Source organism: Pseudomonas sp. MDT1-17, from assembly GCF_054898105.1.
The window spans coordinates 632,850-645,863 of record NZ_JBUBVM010000001.1 but is presented as its reverse complement, the minus strand read 5'-3'; the positions used below and the strand labels follow the sequence as shown (position 1 = coordinate 645,863).

At 57.9% G+C, this 13,014-nt stretch carries 11 protein-coding genes and 1 pseudogene; 3 read left to right on the top strand and 9 right to left on the bottom strand.

Annotated elements, in window-relative coordinates; all coding sequences use genetic code 11:
* Positions 1-279 precede the first annotated feature (279 nt).
* The 3 genes and pseudogenes from ACYZTX_RS02865 to ACYZTX_RS02855 all read right to left on the bottom strand — a co-directional run bounded on the left by ACYZTX_RS02865 (position 280) and on the right by ACYZTX_RS02855 (position 1,367).
* Positions 280-990 (bottom strand): SDR family NAD(P)-dependent oxidoreductase, encoded by a 711-nt coding sequence (locus tag ACYZTX_RS02865; RefSeq protein ID WP_462032872.1) that lies wholly within the window; start codon positions 988-990, stop codon positions 280-282.
* 44 nt (positions 991-1,034) lie between these two features.
* Positions 1,035-1,121 (bottom strand): annotated as a pseudogene (locus ACYZTX_RS02860) (DsbA family oxidoreductase); the annotation flags it as partial.
* A 24-nt stretch (positions 1,122-1,145) separates the two neighbouring features.
* Positions 1,146-1,367, bottom strand: a complete 222-nt coding sequence (locus tag ACYZTX_RS02855; protein WP_007939483.1) for a tautomerase family protein — start codon at positions 1,365-1,367, stop codon at positions 1,146-1,148.
* A gap of 332 nt (positions 1,368-1,699) precedes the next feature.
* Here ACYZTX_RS02855 and ACYZTX_RS02850 point away from each other — a divergent pair, with 332 nt between their 5' ends.
* On the top strand, positions 1,700-2,857 hold the full coding sequence (locus tag ACYZTX_RS02850) for an AAA family ATPase (RefSeq protein ID WP_462032871.1): 1,158 nt from the start codon (positions 1,700-1,702) through the stop codon (positions 2,855-2,857).
* Positions 2,858-2,915: 58 nt separating this feature from the next.
* Here ACYZTX_RS02850 and ACYZTX_RS02845 read toward each other — a convergent pair whose 3' ends face one another.
* Positions 2,916-3,311, bottom strand: coding sequence for a nuclear transport factor 2 family protein (locus ACYZTX_RS02845; RefSeq protein ID WP_462032870.1), 396 nt, complete (start codon positions 3,309-3,311; stop codon positions 2,916-2,918).
* Positions 3,312-3,329: 18 nt separating this feature from the next.
* Positions 3,330-4,001: a DsbA family protein gene (locus tag ACYZTX_RS02840; RefSeq protein ID WP_462032869.1), complete on the bottom strand. Its 672-nt coding sequence runs from the start codon at positions 3,999-4,001 to the stop codon at positions 3,330-3,332.
* Between the two features lie 253 nt (positions 4,002-4,254).
* Here ACYZTX_RS02840 and ACYZTX_RS02835 point away from each other — a divergent pair, with 253 nt between their 5' ends.
* Positions 4,255-6,345, top strand: coding sequence for a TonB-dependent receptor (locus ACYZTX_RS02835; RefSeq protein ID WP_462032868.1), 2,091 nt, complete (start codon positions 4,255-4,257; stop codon positions 6,343-6,345).
* A 246-nt stretch (positions 6,346-6,591) separates the two neighbouring features.
* Here ACYZTX_RS02835 and ACYZTX_RS02830 read toward each other — a convergent pair whose 3' ends face one another.
* The 4 genes from ACYZTX_RS02830 to ACYZTX_RS02815 form a co-directional block, all read right to left on the bottom strand.
* Complete coding sequence (locus ACYZTX_RS02830) at positions 6,592-6,804, bottom strand: hypothetical protein (RefSeq protein WP_046045525.1); 213 nt, start codon at positions 6,802-6,804, stop codon at positions 6,592-6,594.
* A gap of 244 nt (positions 6,805-7,048) precedes the next feature.
* Positions 7,049-8,155: an agmatine deiminase gene (aguA, locus tag ACYZTX_RS02825; protein ID WP_462032867.1), complete on the bottom strand. Its 1,107-nt coding sequence runs from the start codon at positions 8,153-8,155 to the stop codon at positions 7,049-7,051.
* A 5-nt stretch (positions 8,156-8,160) separates the two neighbouring features.
* Positions 8,161-9,039 carry an N-carbamoylputrescine amidase gene (gene aguB / locus ACYZTX_RS02820; protein ID WP_461967816.1) on the bottom strand — a complete coding sequence of 293 codons (879 nt, stop codon included), beginning with the start codon at positions 9,037-9,039 and terminating at the stop codon, positions 8,161-8,163.
* 305 nt (positions 9,040-9,344) lie between these two features.
* Positions 9,345-12,257 (bottom strand): aminotransferase, encoded by a 2,913-nt coding sequence (locus ACYZTX_RS02815; RefSeq protein ID WP_462032866.1) that lies wholly within the window; start codon positions 12,255-12,257, stop codon positions 9,345-9,347.
* A gap of 197 nt (positions 12,258-12,454) precedes the next feature.
* On the opposite strand from ACYZTX_RS02815, the gene rfbC reads away from it, so the two are divergent.
* On the top strand, positions 12,455-13,000 hold the full coding sequence (gene rfbC / locus ACYZTX_RS02810) for a dTDP-4-dehydrorhamnose 3,5-epimerase (protein WP_462032865.1): 546 nt from the start codon (positions 12,455-12,457) through the stop codon (positions 12,998-13,000).
* Positions 13,001-13,014: the final 14 nt, after the last annotated feature.

Genomic DNA, 13,014 nt, shown 5'->3' with positions numbered 1-13,014 from the left:
ACCTCGCAGCAACGACCCTAAGCCTAGGATGTCACAATCACACCACTTGACAGTCCTGCCCCGTTGCCAAGCTCATCAGCTAGGCCACGAGCGAGAGGACCTTCCTTATCTAGAAGTAAAGGGTAGTTTTAGAGGTAGAAAAGAATATTTACCTTCAGAAAAATCATTGTTGGCAAATAGTTAAATATCCATTCGACTCCTGGTGCCGCACCATTACAAAACAAAGCCCTCGTAGAAATACGAGGGCTTTGTTGTTTCTGGAGTTTGGAAAAGCAGGCCTTAGTGACCCGCGCTCTGACCACCATCAACGTGCAGGATCTCGCCGGTGACAAAATTGGCGCTGTCCAGATACACGACTGCCTGAGCAATGTCGCTGATCTCACCCATGTGCCCGACCGGGTGCAGATTCCCCAGCGCTTCATGGGTTTCTTCACCGTGCATTGGGGTCTTGATGATGCCCGGGGAAACCGCGTTCACCCGAATCCCGCGCTTGGCGTATTCGATGGCCAGGGATTTGGTCGCCGCATTCAGGCCACCTTTGGTCAACGACGCCAGTACCGACGGCACACCGTCGATGGCGTGGTCCACCAGGCTGGTGGTGATGTTGACGACGTGGCCGCGGCCTTGTTTTTCCATCTCGGTGATCGCGAGTTGGGTGATGTAGAAGAAACCATTCAGGTTCACCGACAGCACCGCAGCGTAATCTTCCTGGGTATATGCGGTGAACGGCTTGGCGACGAAGATCCCGGCGTTGTTGACCAGGGTGTCGATACGGCCAAAACGTTCGATGGCTTCACGAATAACCCGCTGAGCGACCGCAGGGTCGCCAATGTCGCCGGCCACGGTGAGAATGTCCGCGTCGGTAGACGGTTTGATCGAACGCGAAGTGGCGACAACCTTGTAATCCAGATCACGGAAGGCCTTGACCATGCCTGCGCCGAGACCTTGGGAGGCGCCAGTAATAACGATGACTTTTTTCAAATTGCTCATGATCAACCTCGACTAATAAATGATCGTTTAAAAAAAGTAAGAAATCAGGCTTCGGCGGGGGTCTTCGCCATTTGTCTCAACATCTGTTCGTAGTACTCGACCGACAGCGAACCGGACACCAGGTGACGACCGAAAATCGATGGAAACCGCCGCGGTCATGACTGCCCCTCCGCCTCAGCCAGCTGCTTGCGGTACTGGGTGGTGGTGATGCCGGCGTAACCCCAGTTATCGGTGTCGACTTCTTCGATCACGATGTGGGTCAGGTCGGGACGCTTGTTGAGGACGCGTTCCAGGGTTTCAGTGATTTCGGCGATCACCTGAGCTTTCTGCTCAGAGGTAACGCCATCGCGGGTGATGCGTACGCTTACGAAAGGCATGAGGAATCTCCAGTGACCTTCCCTTCGGAATGAATGGGTAGGCGTTGGAGCTCAATGTATGGAGTTAGCTGGAGGGGATAAAGGTGGGGGCGGGAACATCATTAGTTACGTGGTGTAATGGGTGCGCGATCTCACGCCTGCTGGGCGTCGAAGCTCCCTTTTCAGTTCCTTCATATGTATGGCGTTGCCAAGCGACATGTCAGTCAGCATTCCTTCTCCGCTCAAAAACCCTCAGAAACAGCGAACAAACTGGCTTCACGCTGTATTTGAACCTTTATGCTAAATTATGGCTGGCCAATAATTATGGCGTATCCATAAAAAGAGGTAATTGCATGAGCAGCATTTTTCAGCGCCCTGAATTGGCCGAAGAGATGGCGAACCAGCTTCTCAATCCAGGCGTTCTCGATGAAGGTTTGCGCTCAGGTCTGTTTTTATCCGGCCTGCGCAGGACTGGTAAAACGACATTCCTGAGGAGCGACCTCATCCCTGCGCTGAAAGATGCGGGTGCTCTGGTCATTTACGTCGACCTATGGAGTGACACGCTGGCCAATCCGGCGACACTGGTGCATGACGCCATCCGTAAAACCCTGCAGGAGCTCCAAACACCGGGCTCCGGTTTGCTCGAAATGCTCAAGCGTGTCAGCGGTGCTGATGTAGGCGTTGCAGGATTCAAGTTTGGTTTCAAACTCGACAGCATCGGGAACTCAGGTGGGCCAACCCTGGCGCAGGCGCTGACAGAGGTTGTTGATCAAGCGAACACCAACTTGGTGCTGATCATCGATGAAGTGCAGCACGCCATTTCTTCCGAGGATGGTAATCAGCTGCTTCTGGCACTCAAAGCTGCTCGTGATGCGATCAATCCTCGACCAGGTACACCGGGTTACTTTTTGTTTATTGGCACGGGATCGCACAGGGCGCAAGTCAGCGAACTCACGGCAAAGAGGAACCAAGCGTTCTGTGGTGCGACATCGACAGCGTATCCGGTACTGAAAGGGGATTACGTTGAATACTTGCTTAACCGGCTCGCTGCGACGGTGAAGAAAGAAAAGCTACCTTCACTCGAAGTCGCCATCGAAGCATTCAATACCTTGGGAAACCGGCCCGAGGAAATGCTCAAAGCGTTGCGGCAGCTCATGCAGCAGGAAGGTGACCCTGATCTATTCCTACCGGTTATTGCCAGCACATTGCGCTCGGCGGCGGCCAGCATCGAACTTGAAAAAGTGGAGCTGTTAGGCAGCCTGGCTCAGGCTATTTTCAACAAAATCGCGTCTACACAAGGCGATGCTCGGGGTATTTTCTCCATCGATGCTGCAGCTGAGTATTCGAAGACTGTGGGCCGGGAGGTGCGTGTAGAAGAGATTCAGCCGGTGGTGATTGCGCTGGTTGCTGAGAACATCATCATGCGGCGCGGGCATGGAATTTATGCGATTACGGACCAGTTTGTTCAGGAGATTTGGTTGGAAGAACGAGTGTTGATTGAAGCTAGCTAGCCGTGCCCTTAACCCTGTGTAAATTTCATGAATAAATAGGCGAAAAACGTCTAAGAAATCACTTGTCGACGATAGCCAGTTGCACGGTATGGCTGTCCACGAACTGTTCGAAGTGGGTGACCTTGCCGTTGGCCAGGGTCCACAAATGGGCGACGCGGGCATTCATCGGACGACCGGTAGCTTTGTAGACGCCGCTGTAATTGCCGTAGGCAAACACCTTGTCACCCTGTGCGACGTAGTCTTCGATCTTCAGCTGAAACCCGTCCCACTCGGTGGCCAGGCGTTTGAACACGTTTTCAACGATTGCATCGAAACCGACGTAGGTTCCGGCGTACGGGAAACCCGCGGCTTCGGTCCAGCGGGCGTCATCGGCCAGCGCGGCAGCGGTGTTGCGCGCGTTTTCCTGAGAGTTGGCGCCTTCGTAGGTGCTTTTGATCAGGCTCAGATTATCCATGGGTAACTCCCGATTAATTCAGTGGGCACAGCCATCAAGGCCACAGGCTTGAAACGCCGATGGAGACGCTTGTGCGGGAAGCGACTGACTCAGCCATGCCGCAAAGGCTTGCGGCTTGCCGAGCCACGGGCCGATATCGATCAGGGTGAATTGACCGTTGTGTTCCAGGGCGAAGGTGGGGAAACCCTGGCTGCCGACCTTGGCCAAGAATGCTCGACTGTCCTTGATGTGGCGATCGGTTTCCGCTTCATTGAAAACAGCCTGAAACGCTTGGGGCTCCAGACCGATGTCTTGTGCGAGTTCAAACAGGACCGCTTCATCGGCAATGCGTTCACCGTTCTCGTAGTGAGCACTCTGCAAACGCCCCAGCAACTCGAGTCCGCGGCCGGCGATTTGCTCGGCTGCCAGCACAGCGGCAATCGGCGGTGCGGAATCAAAAACCGCCGTCTCGTCGCGCAGTAAACCTTCGAAATACGCCTCGCCGAACGGCTGGCCGGTGTATTCGGCAATACGCTGATCGTGGGGTATCACGTAGTTGCGCAGTTGTGGCGAGACGGTCTGGCGGTTGGCGCCGGCCATCATGCCGCCGCCGTGGGCAATCACTGGCAACACAATCTGGGCGGCTTGCACGAGCGGTTTTGCGCCATAGCACCAGCCACACAAGGGGTCGTAAATGTAGTGAAGGATCATGGAAAGGCTCCGGCAAAAGCGTAGGAAAACTAGATGCCGGCAGACTAGTCCTCCACCTGTTTCGGAAAAACGCTGGAATAGCTTTCAGTCTGTTTCATGAATCGGTCAAATGCCCTTCCAGGTCCGCTGTAACTCCTTCGACACAATTCGAAATAATTAAACAGCGAAACAGGTCAAGAATAATTAACGGAAGTAAATAGTAAGCATTACCATCCGCGCCCTCGAATATCTTACCCTTTCGGATGCGCTTCAGATGCCTGCCCCCTTTCGCCTCACGCCCGTCACCCTTGGGCTCTGCGCATTTCTCTCTGCCGGTTTTACCTGCGCCGCCACCACCGTTTTACCCGAGACGTCGATAAGCGCCGAAGCTGAGGCCGATGACCCGCGCGTGAAGGAAACCAGCACCGCGACCCGCACCGCCACGCCAGTGCGTTACGTTCCACAAGCCATCGACTCGATAAAAACCGCGAACGTCGTGGATTACGGCACTAACGATCTGGGCACTGCGCTGAGCGGCATCCCCAACGTCAGCAGCGGCGCCGACACCCGCTTCGACAGCCTGCGCATCCGCGGTTTCGACGCCAGCAACGACTTCTACCTCGACGGCATCCGTGACGACAGCCAATACGTGCGCGATTTGCACAACATTGAACGCATCGAAGTCCTCAAAGGCCCGGCCGCTGTTTTGTATGGTCGTGGCAGTCAGGGCGGGATTGTCAATCGGGTCAGCAAGCTGCCTGAGTCCGGTCGCCGCTCAACTATCGAAGCCCAGGGCGGCAGCGATGATCTGCGCAGTCTCTACGCCGACCTCAGCACCGACCCGAGCGAGAACATCAGCCTGCGCCTGAACATGGGCAACATGGATCAAAACAGCTTCCGCGACGGCGTGAGCGGCAATCGCCAACTGTTCGCACCGTCGATGAGTTGGCAGCTCACACCGGACCTGAACTGGCTGGTGCAGTACGAATACAGCCGCTACAACCGTACGCCGGATCGCGGCGTCCCCGGTGTAAACGGGCGCCCGGCGGACGTAGGACGCGATACGACCTACGGCAGCGAGCACGATTTCATTGACGACAAATCGCAATCCCTGCGCTCGAAACTCAGTTATGAGCTCAGCGACAACTGGCAGCTGCGCCACACCCTGGGCGTGTTCAAGCTCGACAGCGATTTCGACAACACCTACCTGACCGGTTACACCCCGGCGACCAACCAGGTCACGCGCCAGCACTGGCAACAGGACCTGACCACCCGCAACGTCTACAACAACGTCGAACTGGAAGGCGGATTCGACACGTTCGGCCTTGAGCATCGCTTGCTGACCGGCATCGAAATCGGCAGCCAGCGCCGCGATCCGACGTTGTACAACGCCGCCACCGGGCGCGGGACTCAGCCGGTGCCGGCACTGGACCTGTACAACCCTGACCGCGATTTGCGCCACACCGGACGGATGCAGGTTTCGAGCAGCACTCACACCGAAGTCGAAAGCCGTGCGGTGTACGTGCAGGATCAGCTGCGCTTGAACGATCAATGGCAACTGCTCGCCGGCCTGCGTTACGACACCTTCGACATCGAGTCGACCAACAAACTGCGGGACATTTCCGAGGATCGCGATAGTCATAGCACCAGCCCGCGGGTAGGACTGGTGTGGACACCGCTGCAGAATCATTCCTTCTACGCGTCCTGGACCAAGACTTTTTCCCCGGTCGGTGGTGGTTTGATCGGTATCACCCCGGGCGCCGCCGGCAACAGCAACGACCTGAGCCCCGAGCTGACCAAGCAAAAGGAAATCGGCGTGAAGAGCGACTGGCTCGATGATCGTCTGAGTACCACGCTGGCGATCTACGAACTGGAACTCTACAACCGCCGCACCAGCGACCCGAACGATCCGAGCGTAACCTTGCTCACCGGCCTGCAACGTTCCCGCGGCATCGAGCTGACCGGTACCGGCAAGATCGCGGGCAACTGGTACGTGCGCGGTGGCGTGGGTGTGCAGGACGCGACGGTCGAGAAGGACAACAACGGCTTTGAAGGCAAACGCATCAGCAACGTGGCCAAGCACAACGGCAGCCTGTTCCTGACCTGGAAACCGGAAATGGGCTGGTACGCTGAAACTGGTCTGACCCTGGTGGGCCAGCGTTATGCCGATAACCTCAACACCACCGTCCTGCCGGGTTATGGCCGTTGGGATGCATTGGCCGGGTTCCGGCAGAAGGATTGGGATTTGCGCGCGGCGCTGAACAACATCAGCGATAAGACCCATTACTCGTCGGCCACCAGTGCGGCGCAGATTCAACCGGGCGCACCGCGCAGCCTGGTCGTGACTGGAACCTACAGTTTCTAAACACTGCGGATCGGTGAGAACCGCAAATATTGGTTCACACCGATCACCTGTGAGAGCGGGCTTGCCCGCGAAGAGGCCGGCATATCCGACATCTGCGTCGCCTGACACGCCGCCTTCGCGGGCAAGCCCGCTCCCACAGGGTTCAGCGTTGATTGCAAGCCTGTATTTCGGGCACAAACCCTTCGCCCATAAAAAAGCGCCGCCATCCCGGCAGCGCTTTTACCAATCCGTTGTTTGTTTTTCTTCTTATCCTTCCATCACATCCCACAACGCTTCCAGCTCCGCTTCGCTGAATAAACCAGCGGGGTAGCGCTCGATCATCATCCGGCGCGGATCAGGTTCTCTGATCTGACGCGTTCCATTGGACTTCAACCAGTGCGCCAGGACCTGGAGCGATTCGCTGTTTACTGCCAGGGGATGCAACGCCCGTTCGCTCACTACATTCATTTCGGCGTTCATTTCCGCGCTCTCTCCTGGTGTGTGAGCGGCTAACTTATCCAAGGTTTATGACAGAACATCGCAGTTCTCCCCTCCCTGTTTTACACCAGGAGAGATACAAGAGCTGTGCCAAGGTTTAGAAACTGTCGACAAGCGGATGCAAAAAAGCCCACAGTCCTGAAGGGCTGCGGGCTTTCTATAAGGCTGAGAGGGAAAACGGTTGCCGGGCCGATTCTGTAATCAACTCAAGCTGTTACAACCTCACTCACTCCTTGTGCGGTGCTGGCTGTTGTTGGGTAAGGCAGTGAATGTTTCCGCCTCCCAGTAACAGTTCGCGGCCGGGCACCATCACCACTTCGTGCTGCGGGAACAGACTCTGCAAAATCTCTTTGGCCGGGCCGTCCAGCGGGTCGTCGAAGCTCGGCGCGATGATGCCGCCGTTAACGATCAGAAAGTTCACGTAGGAACCGGCCAGACGCACGGTCGGATTACGTTCCTGAGTCCCGTCCACCGGATCCACACCGGCGCACTCTTCCTCGGTCGCATACAGCGGCCCCGGAATCGGCATTTTGTGCACCGTGAATGGGCGGCCCTTGGCGTCGGTGCTGCTTTCCAGCACTTTCATTGCCGCCTGGCAGCGCGGGTAGTTCGGGTCTTGCGGGTCGTCGGTCCAGGCCAGCAATACTTCGCCCGGACGCACGTAGCAGCAGAAGTTATCCACATGACCGTCGGTTTCGTCGTTGAACAAGCCGTCCGGCAGCCAGATGATTTTATCCACAGCCAGATTCGCGCTGAGTACCGCTTCGATTTCTGCACGGGTCATGTGCGGATTGCGATTGCGGTTGAGCAGGCATTCTTCGGTGGTGATCAGCGTGCCCTCGCCATCGACGTGAATCGAACCGCCTTCGAGCACGAAGCCCTCGGTGCGGTAGCGCTGGCTGCGCTCGATCTCGAGGATCTTGCCGCCGACCTGCGAATCGCGATTCCACGGCGAATACAGACCACCATCGAAACCGCCCCAAGAGTTGAAATCCCAGTTCACACCACGGACTTCGCCGCTGTTATTGATGACGAACGTCGGGCCAGTGTCGCGAACCCAGGCGTCGTCACTGGACATTTCCACCACACGAACATTCGGCACGTCCAGACGGGCACGAGCGTTTTCATACTGGCCGGCGGAAACCGCCACGGTCACCGGTTCGAAACGTGCGATGGCTTTCGCTACAGCGACGTGCGCGGCTTGCGCCGGCTTTCCACCCAGGCGCCAGTTGTCCGGGCGCTCGGGCCAGATCATCCAGGCCTGGGTTTGCGGCGCCCATTCGGCTGGCATGTAAAAGCCGTCGGCGCGAGGCGTGCTGTGCAAAGTGGTCATAGCTATCAGGACTCCAGGGAACCGTCGAGGGTTTTGATTGCGCCATACAGGTTCGGCCGACGGTCACGGAACGAACCCCACGCGCTGCGGATGTGCTCCAACTCGTCGAGGTCGAAACTGTGCACCAGCATACCTTCTTCGGTTGTGTTGAGTTCCTGAACCTTCTCGCCGAACTGGTTGGCGATGAACGACGAACCGTAGAACGTAATGTCGTAACCGTCCTGCTCTTCGTTGCCGATGCGGTTGCTGGCGATCAGCGGCATCAGGTTGGCGCCGGCATGGCCCTGTTGCACACGCTGCCAGTGATCACGGGACGAAATGGTCTTGTCGTGTGGCTCGCTGCCGATCGCGGTCGGGTAGAACAGGATTTCCGCGCCTTGCAACGCCATGCTGCGCGCGCATTCCGGAAACCACTGGTCCCAGCAGATGCCCACGCCGATTTTCGCGTAACGGGTGTTCCAGACTTTGAAGCCGGTATCGCCCGGGTTGAAGTAGTACTTTTCGTGGTAGCCAGGGCCGTCAGGGATGTGGCTTTTACGATAAATCCCAAGGTTGCTGCCGTCGGCATCGATGATCGCGATGCTGTTGAAACGCGCGCGGCCCGCCAGTTCGTAGAAGCTGATTGGCAGAACCACTTGCAGCTCTTTGGCGACTTTCTGGAAGTGCTTGATGGCGACGTTGTCTTCAACGGTCGTGGCCAGCTGCAAGTAATCCGCGTTCGGCTTCTGGCAGAAGTACGGCGCCTCGAACAGTTCCTGGATCAGGATGATCTGCGCGCCTTTGGCCGCGGCCTCACGGACCAGCTTCTCAGCGGTCTCGATGTTGGCTTCAAGGTCCCAGGAACAGGCCATCTGGGTGGCGGCGACAGTAACGATACGGCTCATGAATCGGCTCCTGAGCAAGTGCTTGAGGGTCGAGTGTGGCGTCGACCGATGACAGAAATGGGAAGCACCGGGCGTGGAGGGGGTCCACACCGAGAGCAGCGGTGACTTTATAGCCGATAAATATCGGCTTTAAAAGTTATAAACCATCCATCTGTCGAAATTTATTCAGTTAATCCAGATAATAATCGAATTTAAAGCTATCCCTGTGGGAGCGGGCTTGCTCGCGAAAGCGTCGGATCAGTCGACATCGATGTTGAATGAGCGACTGCTTCGCGAGCAAGCCCGCTCCCACAAGGGGTATATGTTTACAGACCCTCTGCGAGCACCTTCGACAGCATGTCGACAAAGAAATCCACGCTCTGACGCGAGGTCACCATCGGTGGTTTGATCTTGAGGATGTTCAGGTAATCGCCGGTCGGCTGCATGAAGATCCCCAACTCGCGCAACCGATCACATAGCGCCGTGGTTTCTTCGGTCGCCGGCTCCAGGGTTTCGCGATTGCGGATCAACTCGACGCCCAGATAGAAGCCGGAACCATGCACCGCGCCCACCAGCGGATGAATATCGATCAACGCTTCAAGCCGCTCCTTGAAATACCCGCCCACGACCTGAGCGTTTTCCCAGAGCTTTTCTTCTTCCATCACATCCAGCACCGCCATGCCGATCTGGCAACTGACCGGGCTGCCGCCGGCCGACGAGAAGAAATAGCCCTCGGCCTCCAGCGCTTCGGCGATTTCTCGGCGGGTGATCACCGCGCCCAGCGGCTGCCCGTTGCCCATGCCTTTGGCCATAGTGATGATGTCCGGCACCACGCCTTGCTCTTCAAAACCCCAGAAAAATTCGCCCATGCGGCCGTAGCCGACCTGCACTTCGTCGGCGATGCAAACGCCGCCCTGGGCACGAACCAACGCGTAAACCTGCTTCAAATACCCCGGCGGCAAAGAGATACCGCCGGCATTGCCGTACACCGGTTCGCAGATGAAACCGGCCAGCTGACGCTTCTGCTCGGCAATTTTCGCCAGGTTGTGTTCGACGCTGCACACGTAGTCCGGCGCGCTGCCCGGTCCACGGAATTCGCCGCGATAGGTGTTCGGCGCGGTGACCGGATGCACCCAGTCCGGGCGGCTGCTCAAGGCCTTCGGATTGTCGGCAATCGAGGTCGAGACCGCGTCCGCGCCCACTGTCCAGCCGTGATAGGCCTCCAGCACGCTGAGCATGTCGCGACCGCCGCTGTAGGCCCATGCCAGGCGGATTGCCAGGTCATTGGCCTCGCTGCCACTGTTGACCAGAAACACCCGGTCCATGGAGTCCGGCGACAGTTTCAACAGACGTTCGGAAAACTCGGCCACCGCCGCGTAGTTGAAACGCGAGTTGGTGTTGAGCAGCGACCACTGACGACTGGCAACAGCGGCCATGCGCGGATGACCGTGGCCAAGCACCGCGACGTTGTTGAGCATGTCGAGGTAAGAGCGGCCCTGCATGTCGATCAGGTGATTGCGCCAGCCACGCTCGATGCGCGGCGGGTCGACGTAATAGTGCTTTTGGGTACGGGCGAAACTGGCGTCACGGCGCGCCAGCAACGTCTGCGAATCGAGTTCTTTTTCGGCGTCACAGGCCAGCCCCAGCAGCGTCGCTGGCGACGGGCACAACGCTTGCCAAGCCAATGCGCGAGATGGCGTGCAAAACAAGGGCGCATTGAACGAAGCGCCTCGGCACAACTGCACCACCAATGGCCCGTTGACCGAACCCAGCACCTGACCTTTGACCAGCGCTGCGCCCGTGTGCAGCGACGGCGTCACGCCCCACAGACGCACGCTCAGTTGCGGGCCGTCCAATTGCAGCACGCCCACCGCGGGCTGATGGACCACGCCGGCAAACGGCGACTCGACCGCCGTGCCATGGGGCACTCGCAACTCGACGTGCAACGGGCAAGTGTCCGGCTCAGTGGCGCTGTCCGGCCGGGTGCGGGACAAGCGATATTGCCCATAACGACTGGCCGCCAGACCGTGAGCGGCGGCGGCCTCGGTCAGCAGGCGCTGATCAATCCCTTCCTGCTCCCAGTTACCGGCCTCGAAATGCGCACTGAGCACGCCCAAATCGATCAAGGCAAACTCACGCCCGACCAGACTCGGCAACAGCGGCGCAAAGCCTTCGCTGCCGATGCTCGGCAGACTCTGGCCGACCGCGGTAAGGATCGCCGTTTCCATCAACGCCAACGGCACCGATGTAGCGACGCGGAAAATCTCCCACTCGTGGGTGAGATTGTCGCGGCTGTACGCGTTGCCAGGATCGATGCTGACCTGCTGTTCGCCGCTGAGCACCAACACCGCCGCGCGGGCGACGATCAGCGGCCAGAGTGCCAGCAGCTCTTCATGCGTGAGCGGATTGACCGCGTGGTAGGCCTGGACCGCCGGCAAAATGTAGAAAGGATCGCCATCGGCGTGGTGCAGCAACGCCGCGCACGTCACCGACAGATCAGTGATGCGCCAGGTTCGAATCAGATCGCCGAAATCGATCACGCCCTGCAATTGCCAATGGCGTTGCGAATCCCGCTGCCACACCACGTTGTCGTCGGTGATGTCCATGTGAATCGCCTGCACTGGCAGCTGATCCACAAGCGGCTGCAAATGGCGCTCGGCCCGTTCAGCCGCATCGGCGATCAGCCGGCGTTGGTGGTCATCCTTGATGACCGGCAGCAAATGCGTGATCAATGCGTTGGCGTGGCGAGCGTCCCATTGAAGGGTGCGCTCGAGGCCAGGATGGTCGAAACCGGCCAGTGCCAGATCCATTTCACCGCAGAGCCGACCAAATCCCGCCACCACTGAACCGGGCAGATGATCAAGGTGTGTCAACGATTGGCCTTCGATGTAATCGAGCAGGCGCACATGCACCGGTTGGCCGTCGACTTCCAGAGAGAGAAGGTCTGCACCGTTGTTGGCCGCGATCACCCGCGGCACATGCACATCGGGGTGTGCACCCAAATGCTTGAGCCCGGCGTGCTGGGCGTGCAGCTCCAGCGCCGAGTAGTCACCACGGCAGATTTTCAGGACAAAACGCCCCTGGTCGCTGTCGACCCGAAAGTTAAGATCCTGTTGGCTGCCGAGGGGCTGCAACCTTCCACTCAGCCCGTAATGTCCCTTCAACAGCTCAAGCGCCTGCTCCGCAGACACTTGCGGGCTGGGCAAACTGGCGCGATGAATCAACGTGGCGAGTGGCATACAACGACCCCTGAAATTTTATTAGGCGCTTATATCGCCACTGCTTGGGACGATACGCAACCCCCTATCGGCTCCCTGACACCCACCTGATGCTCGACCAAATCATGAACGGATCAGGAAAAAACACACTCCACTCGCACCGGCAGGGACTTTGCGCAAGAATGTCGCCCATCAACGCCTATTGCTGGAGAAAGACCATGAAAGTAGTCACCACCGAGCTGCCCGGTGTTCTGATCATCGAACCCAAGGTATTTGGTGACGAGCGCGGTTTCTTCTATGAAAGCTTCAATGACAAGTCTTTCAAAAAAGCGACGGGTCTGGAGACGAATTTCGTTCAAGACAACCATTCCCGTTCGCAAAAAGGTGTACTGCGTGGCCTGCATTACCAACTGGAAAACACTCAGGGCAAACTGGTACGCGTCACAGTCGGTGAAGTACTCGACGTGGCTGTGGACATTCGCCGCAGCTCGCCACATTTCGGCAAATGGGTGGCTGTGCGCCTGTCCGCCGAGAACCATCGCCAACTCTGGGTCCCGGAGGGTTTCGCCCACGGTTTCGTGGTGCTGAGCGAGTTCGCCGAATTCCTCTACAAAACAACCGACTACTACACCCCATCCGCCGAGCGCTGCATTCGCTGGGACGACCCGGACCTCGCCATCGAATGGCAACTGGACGAAGCACCGCAACTGTCTGGCAAAGACCAGGCTGCCGCGTACTTCAAGGACGCTGACGTCTTTTCCTGAAACACCCACGGTGC

What these genes read in the sequence shown, in the direction of transcription:
- ACYZTX_RS02865 (WP_462032872.1), bottom strand. Translation starts at nt 990, where the DNA reads ATGAGCAATTTGAAAAAAGTCATCGTTATTACTGGCGCCTCCCAAGGT.
- ACYZTX_RS02855 (WP_007939483.1), bottom strand. Translation starts at nt 1,367, where the DNA reads ATGCCTTTCGTAAGCGTACGCATCACCCGCGATGGCGTTACCTCTGAG.
- ACYZTX_RS02850 (WP_462032871.1), top strand. Translation starts at nt 1,700, where the DNA reads ATGAGCAGCATTTTTCAGCGCCCTGAATTGGCCGAAGAGATGGCGAAC.
- ACYZTX_RS02845 (WP_462032870.1), bottom strand. Translation starts at nt 3,311, where the DNA reads ATGGATAATCTGAGCCTGATCAAAAGCACCTACGAAGGCGCCAACTCT.
- ACYZTX_RS02840 (WP_462032869.1), bottom strand. Translation starts at nt 4,001, where the DNA reads ATGATCCTTCACTACATTTACGACCCCTTGTGTGGCTGGTGCTATGGC.
- ACYZTX_RS02835 (WP_462032868.1), top strand. Translation starts at nt 4,255, where the DNA reads ATGCCTGCCCCCTTTCGCCTCACGCCCGTCACCCTTGGGCTCTGCGCA.
- ACYZTX_RS02830 (WP_046045525.1), bottom strand. Translation starts at nt 6,804, where the DNA reads ATGAACGCCGAAATGAATGTAGTGAGCGAACGGGCGTTGCATCCCCTG.
- aguA (WP_462032867.1), bottom strand. Translation starts at nt 8,155, where the DNA reads ATGACCACTTTGCACAGCACGCCTCGCGCCGACGGCTTTTACATGCCA.
- aguB (WP_461967816.1), bottom strand. Translation starts at nt 9,039, where the DNA reads ATGAGCCGTATCGTTACTGTCGCCGCCACCCAGATGGCCTGTTCCTGG.
- ACYZTX_RS02815 (WP_462032866.1), bottom strand. Translation starts at nt 12,257, where the DNA reads ATGCCACTCGCCACGTTGATTCATCGCGCCAGTTTGCCCAGCCCGCAA.
- rfbC (WP_462032865.1), top strand. Translation starts at nt 12,455, where the DNA reads ATGAAAGTAGTCACCACCGAGCTGCCCGGTGTTCTGATCATCGAACCC.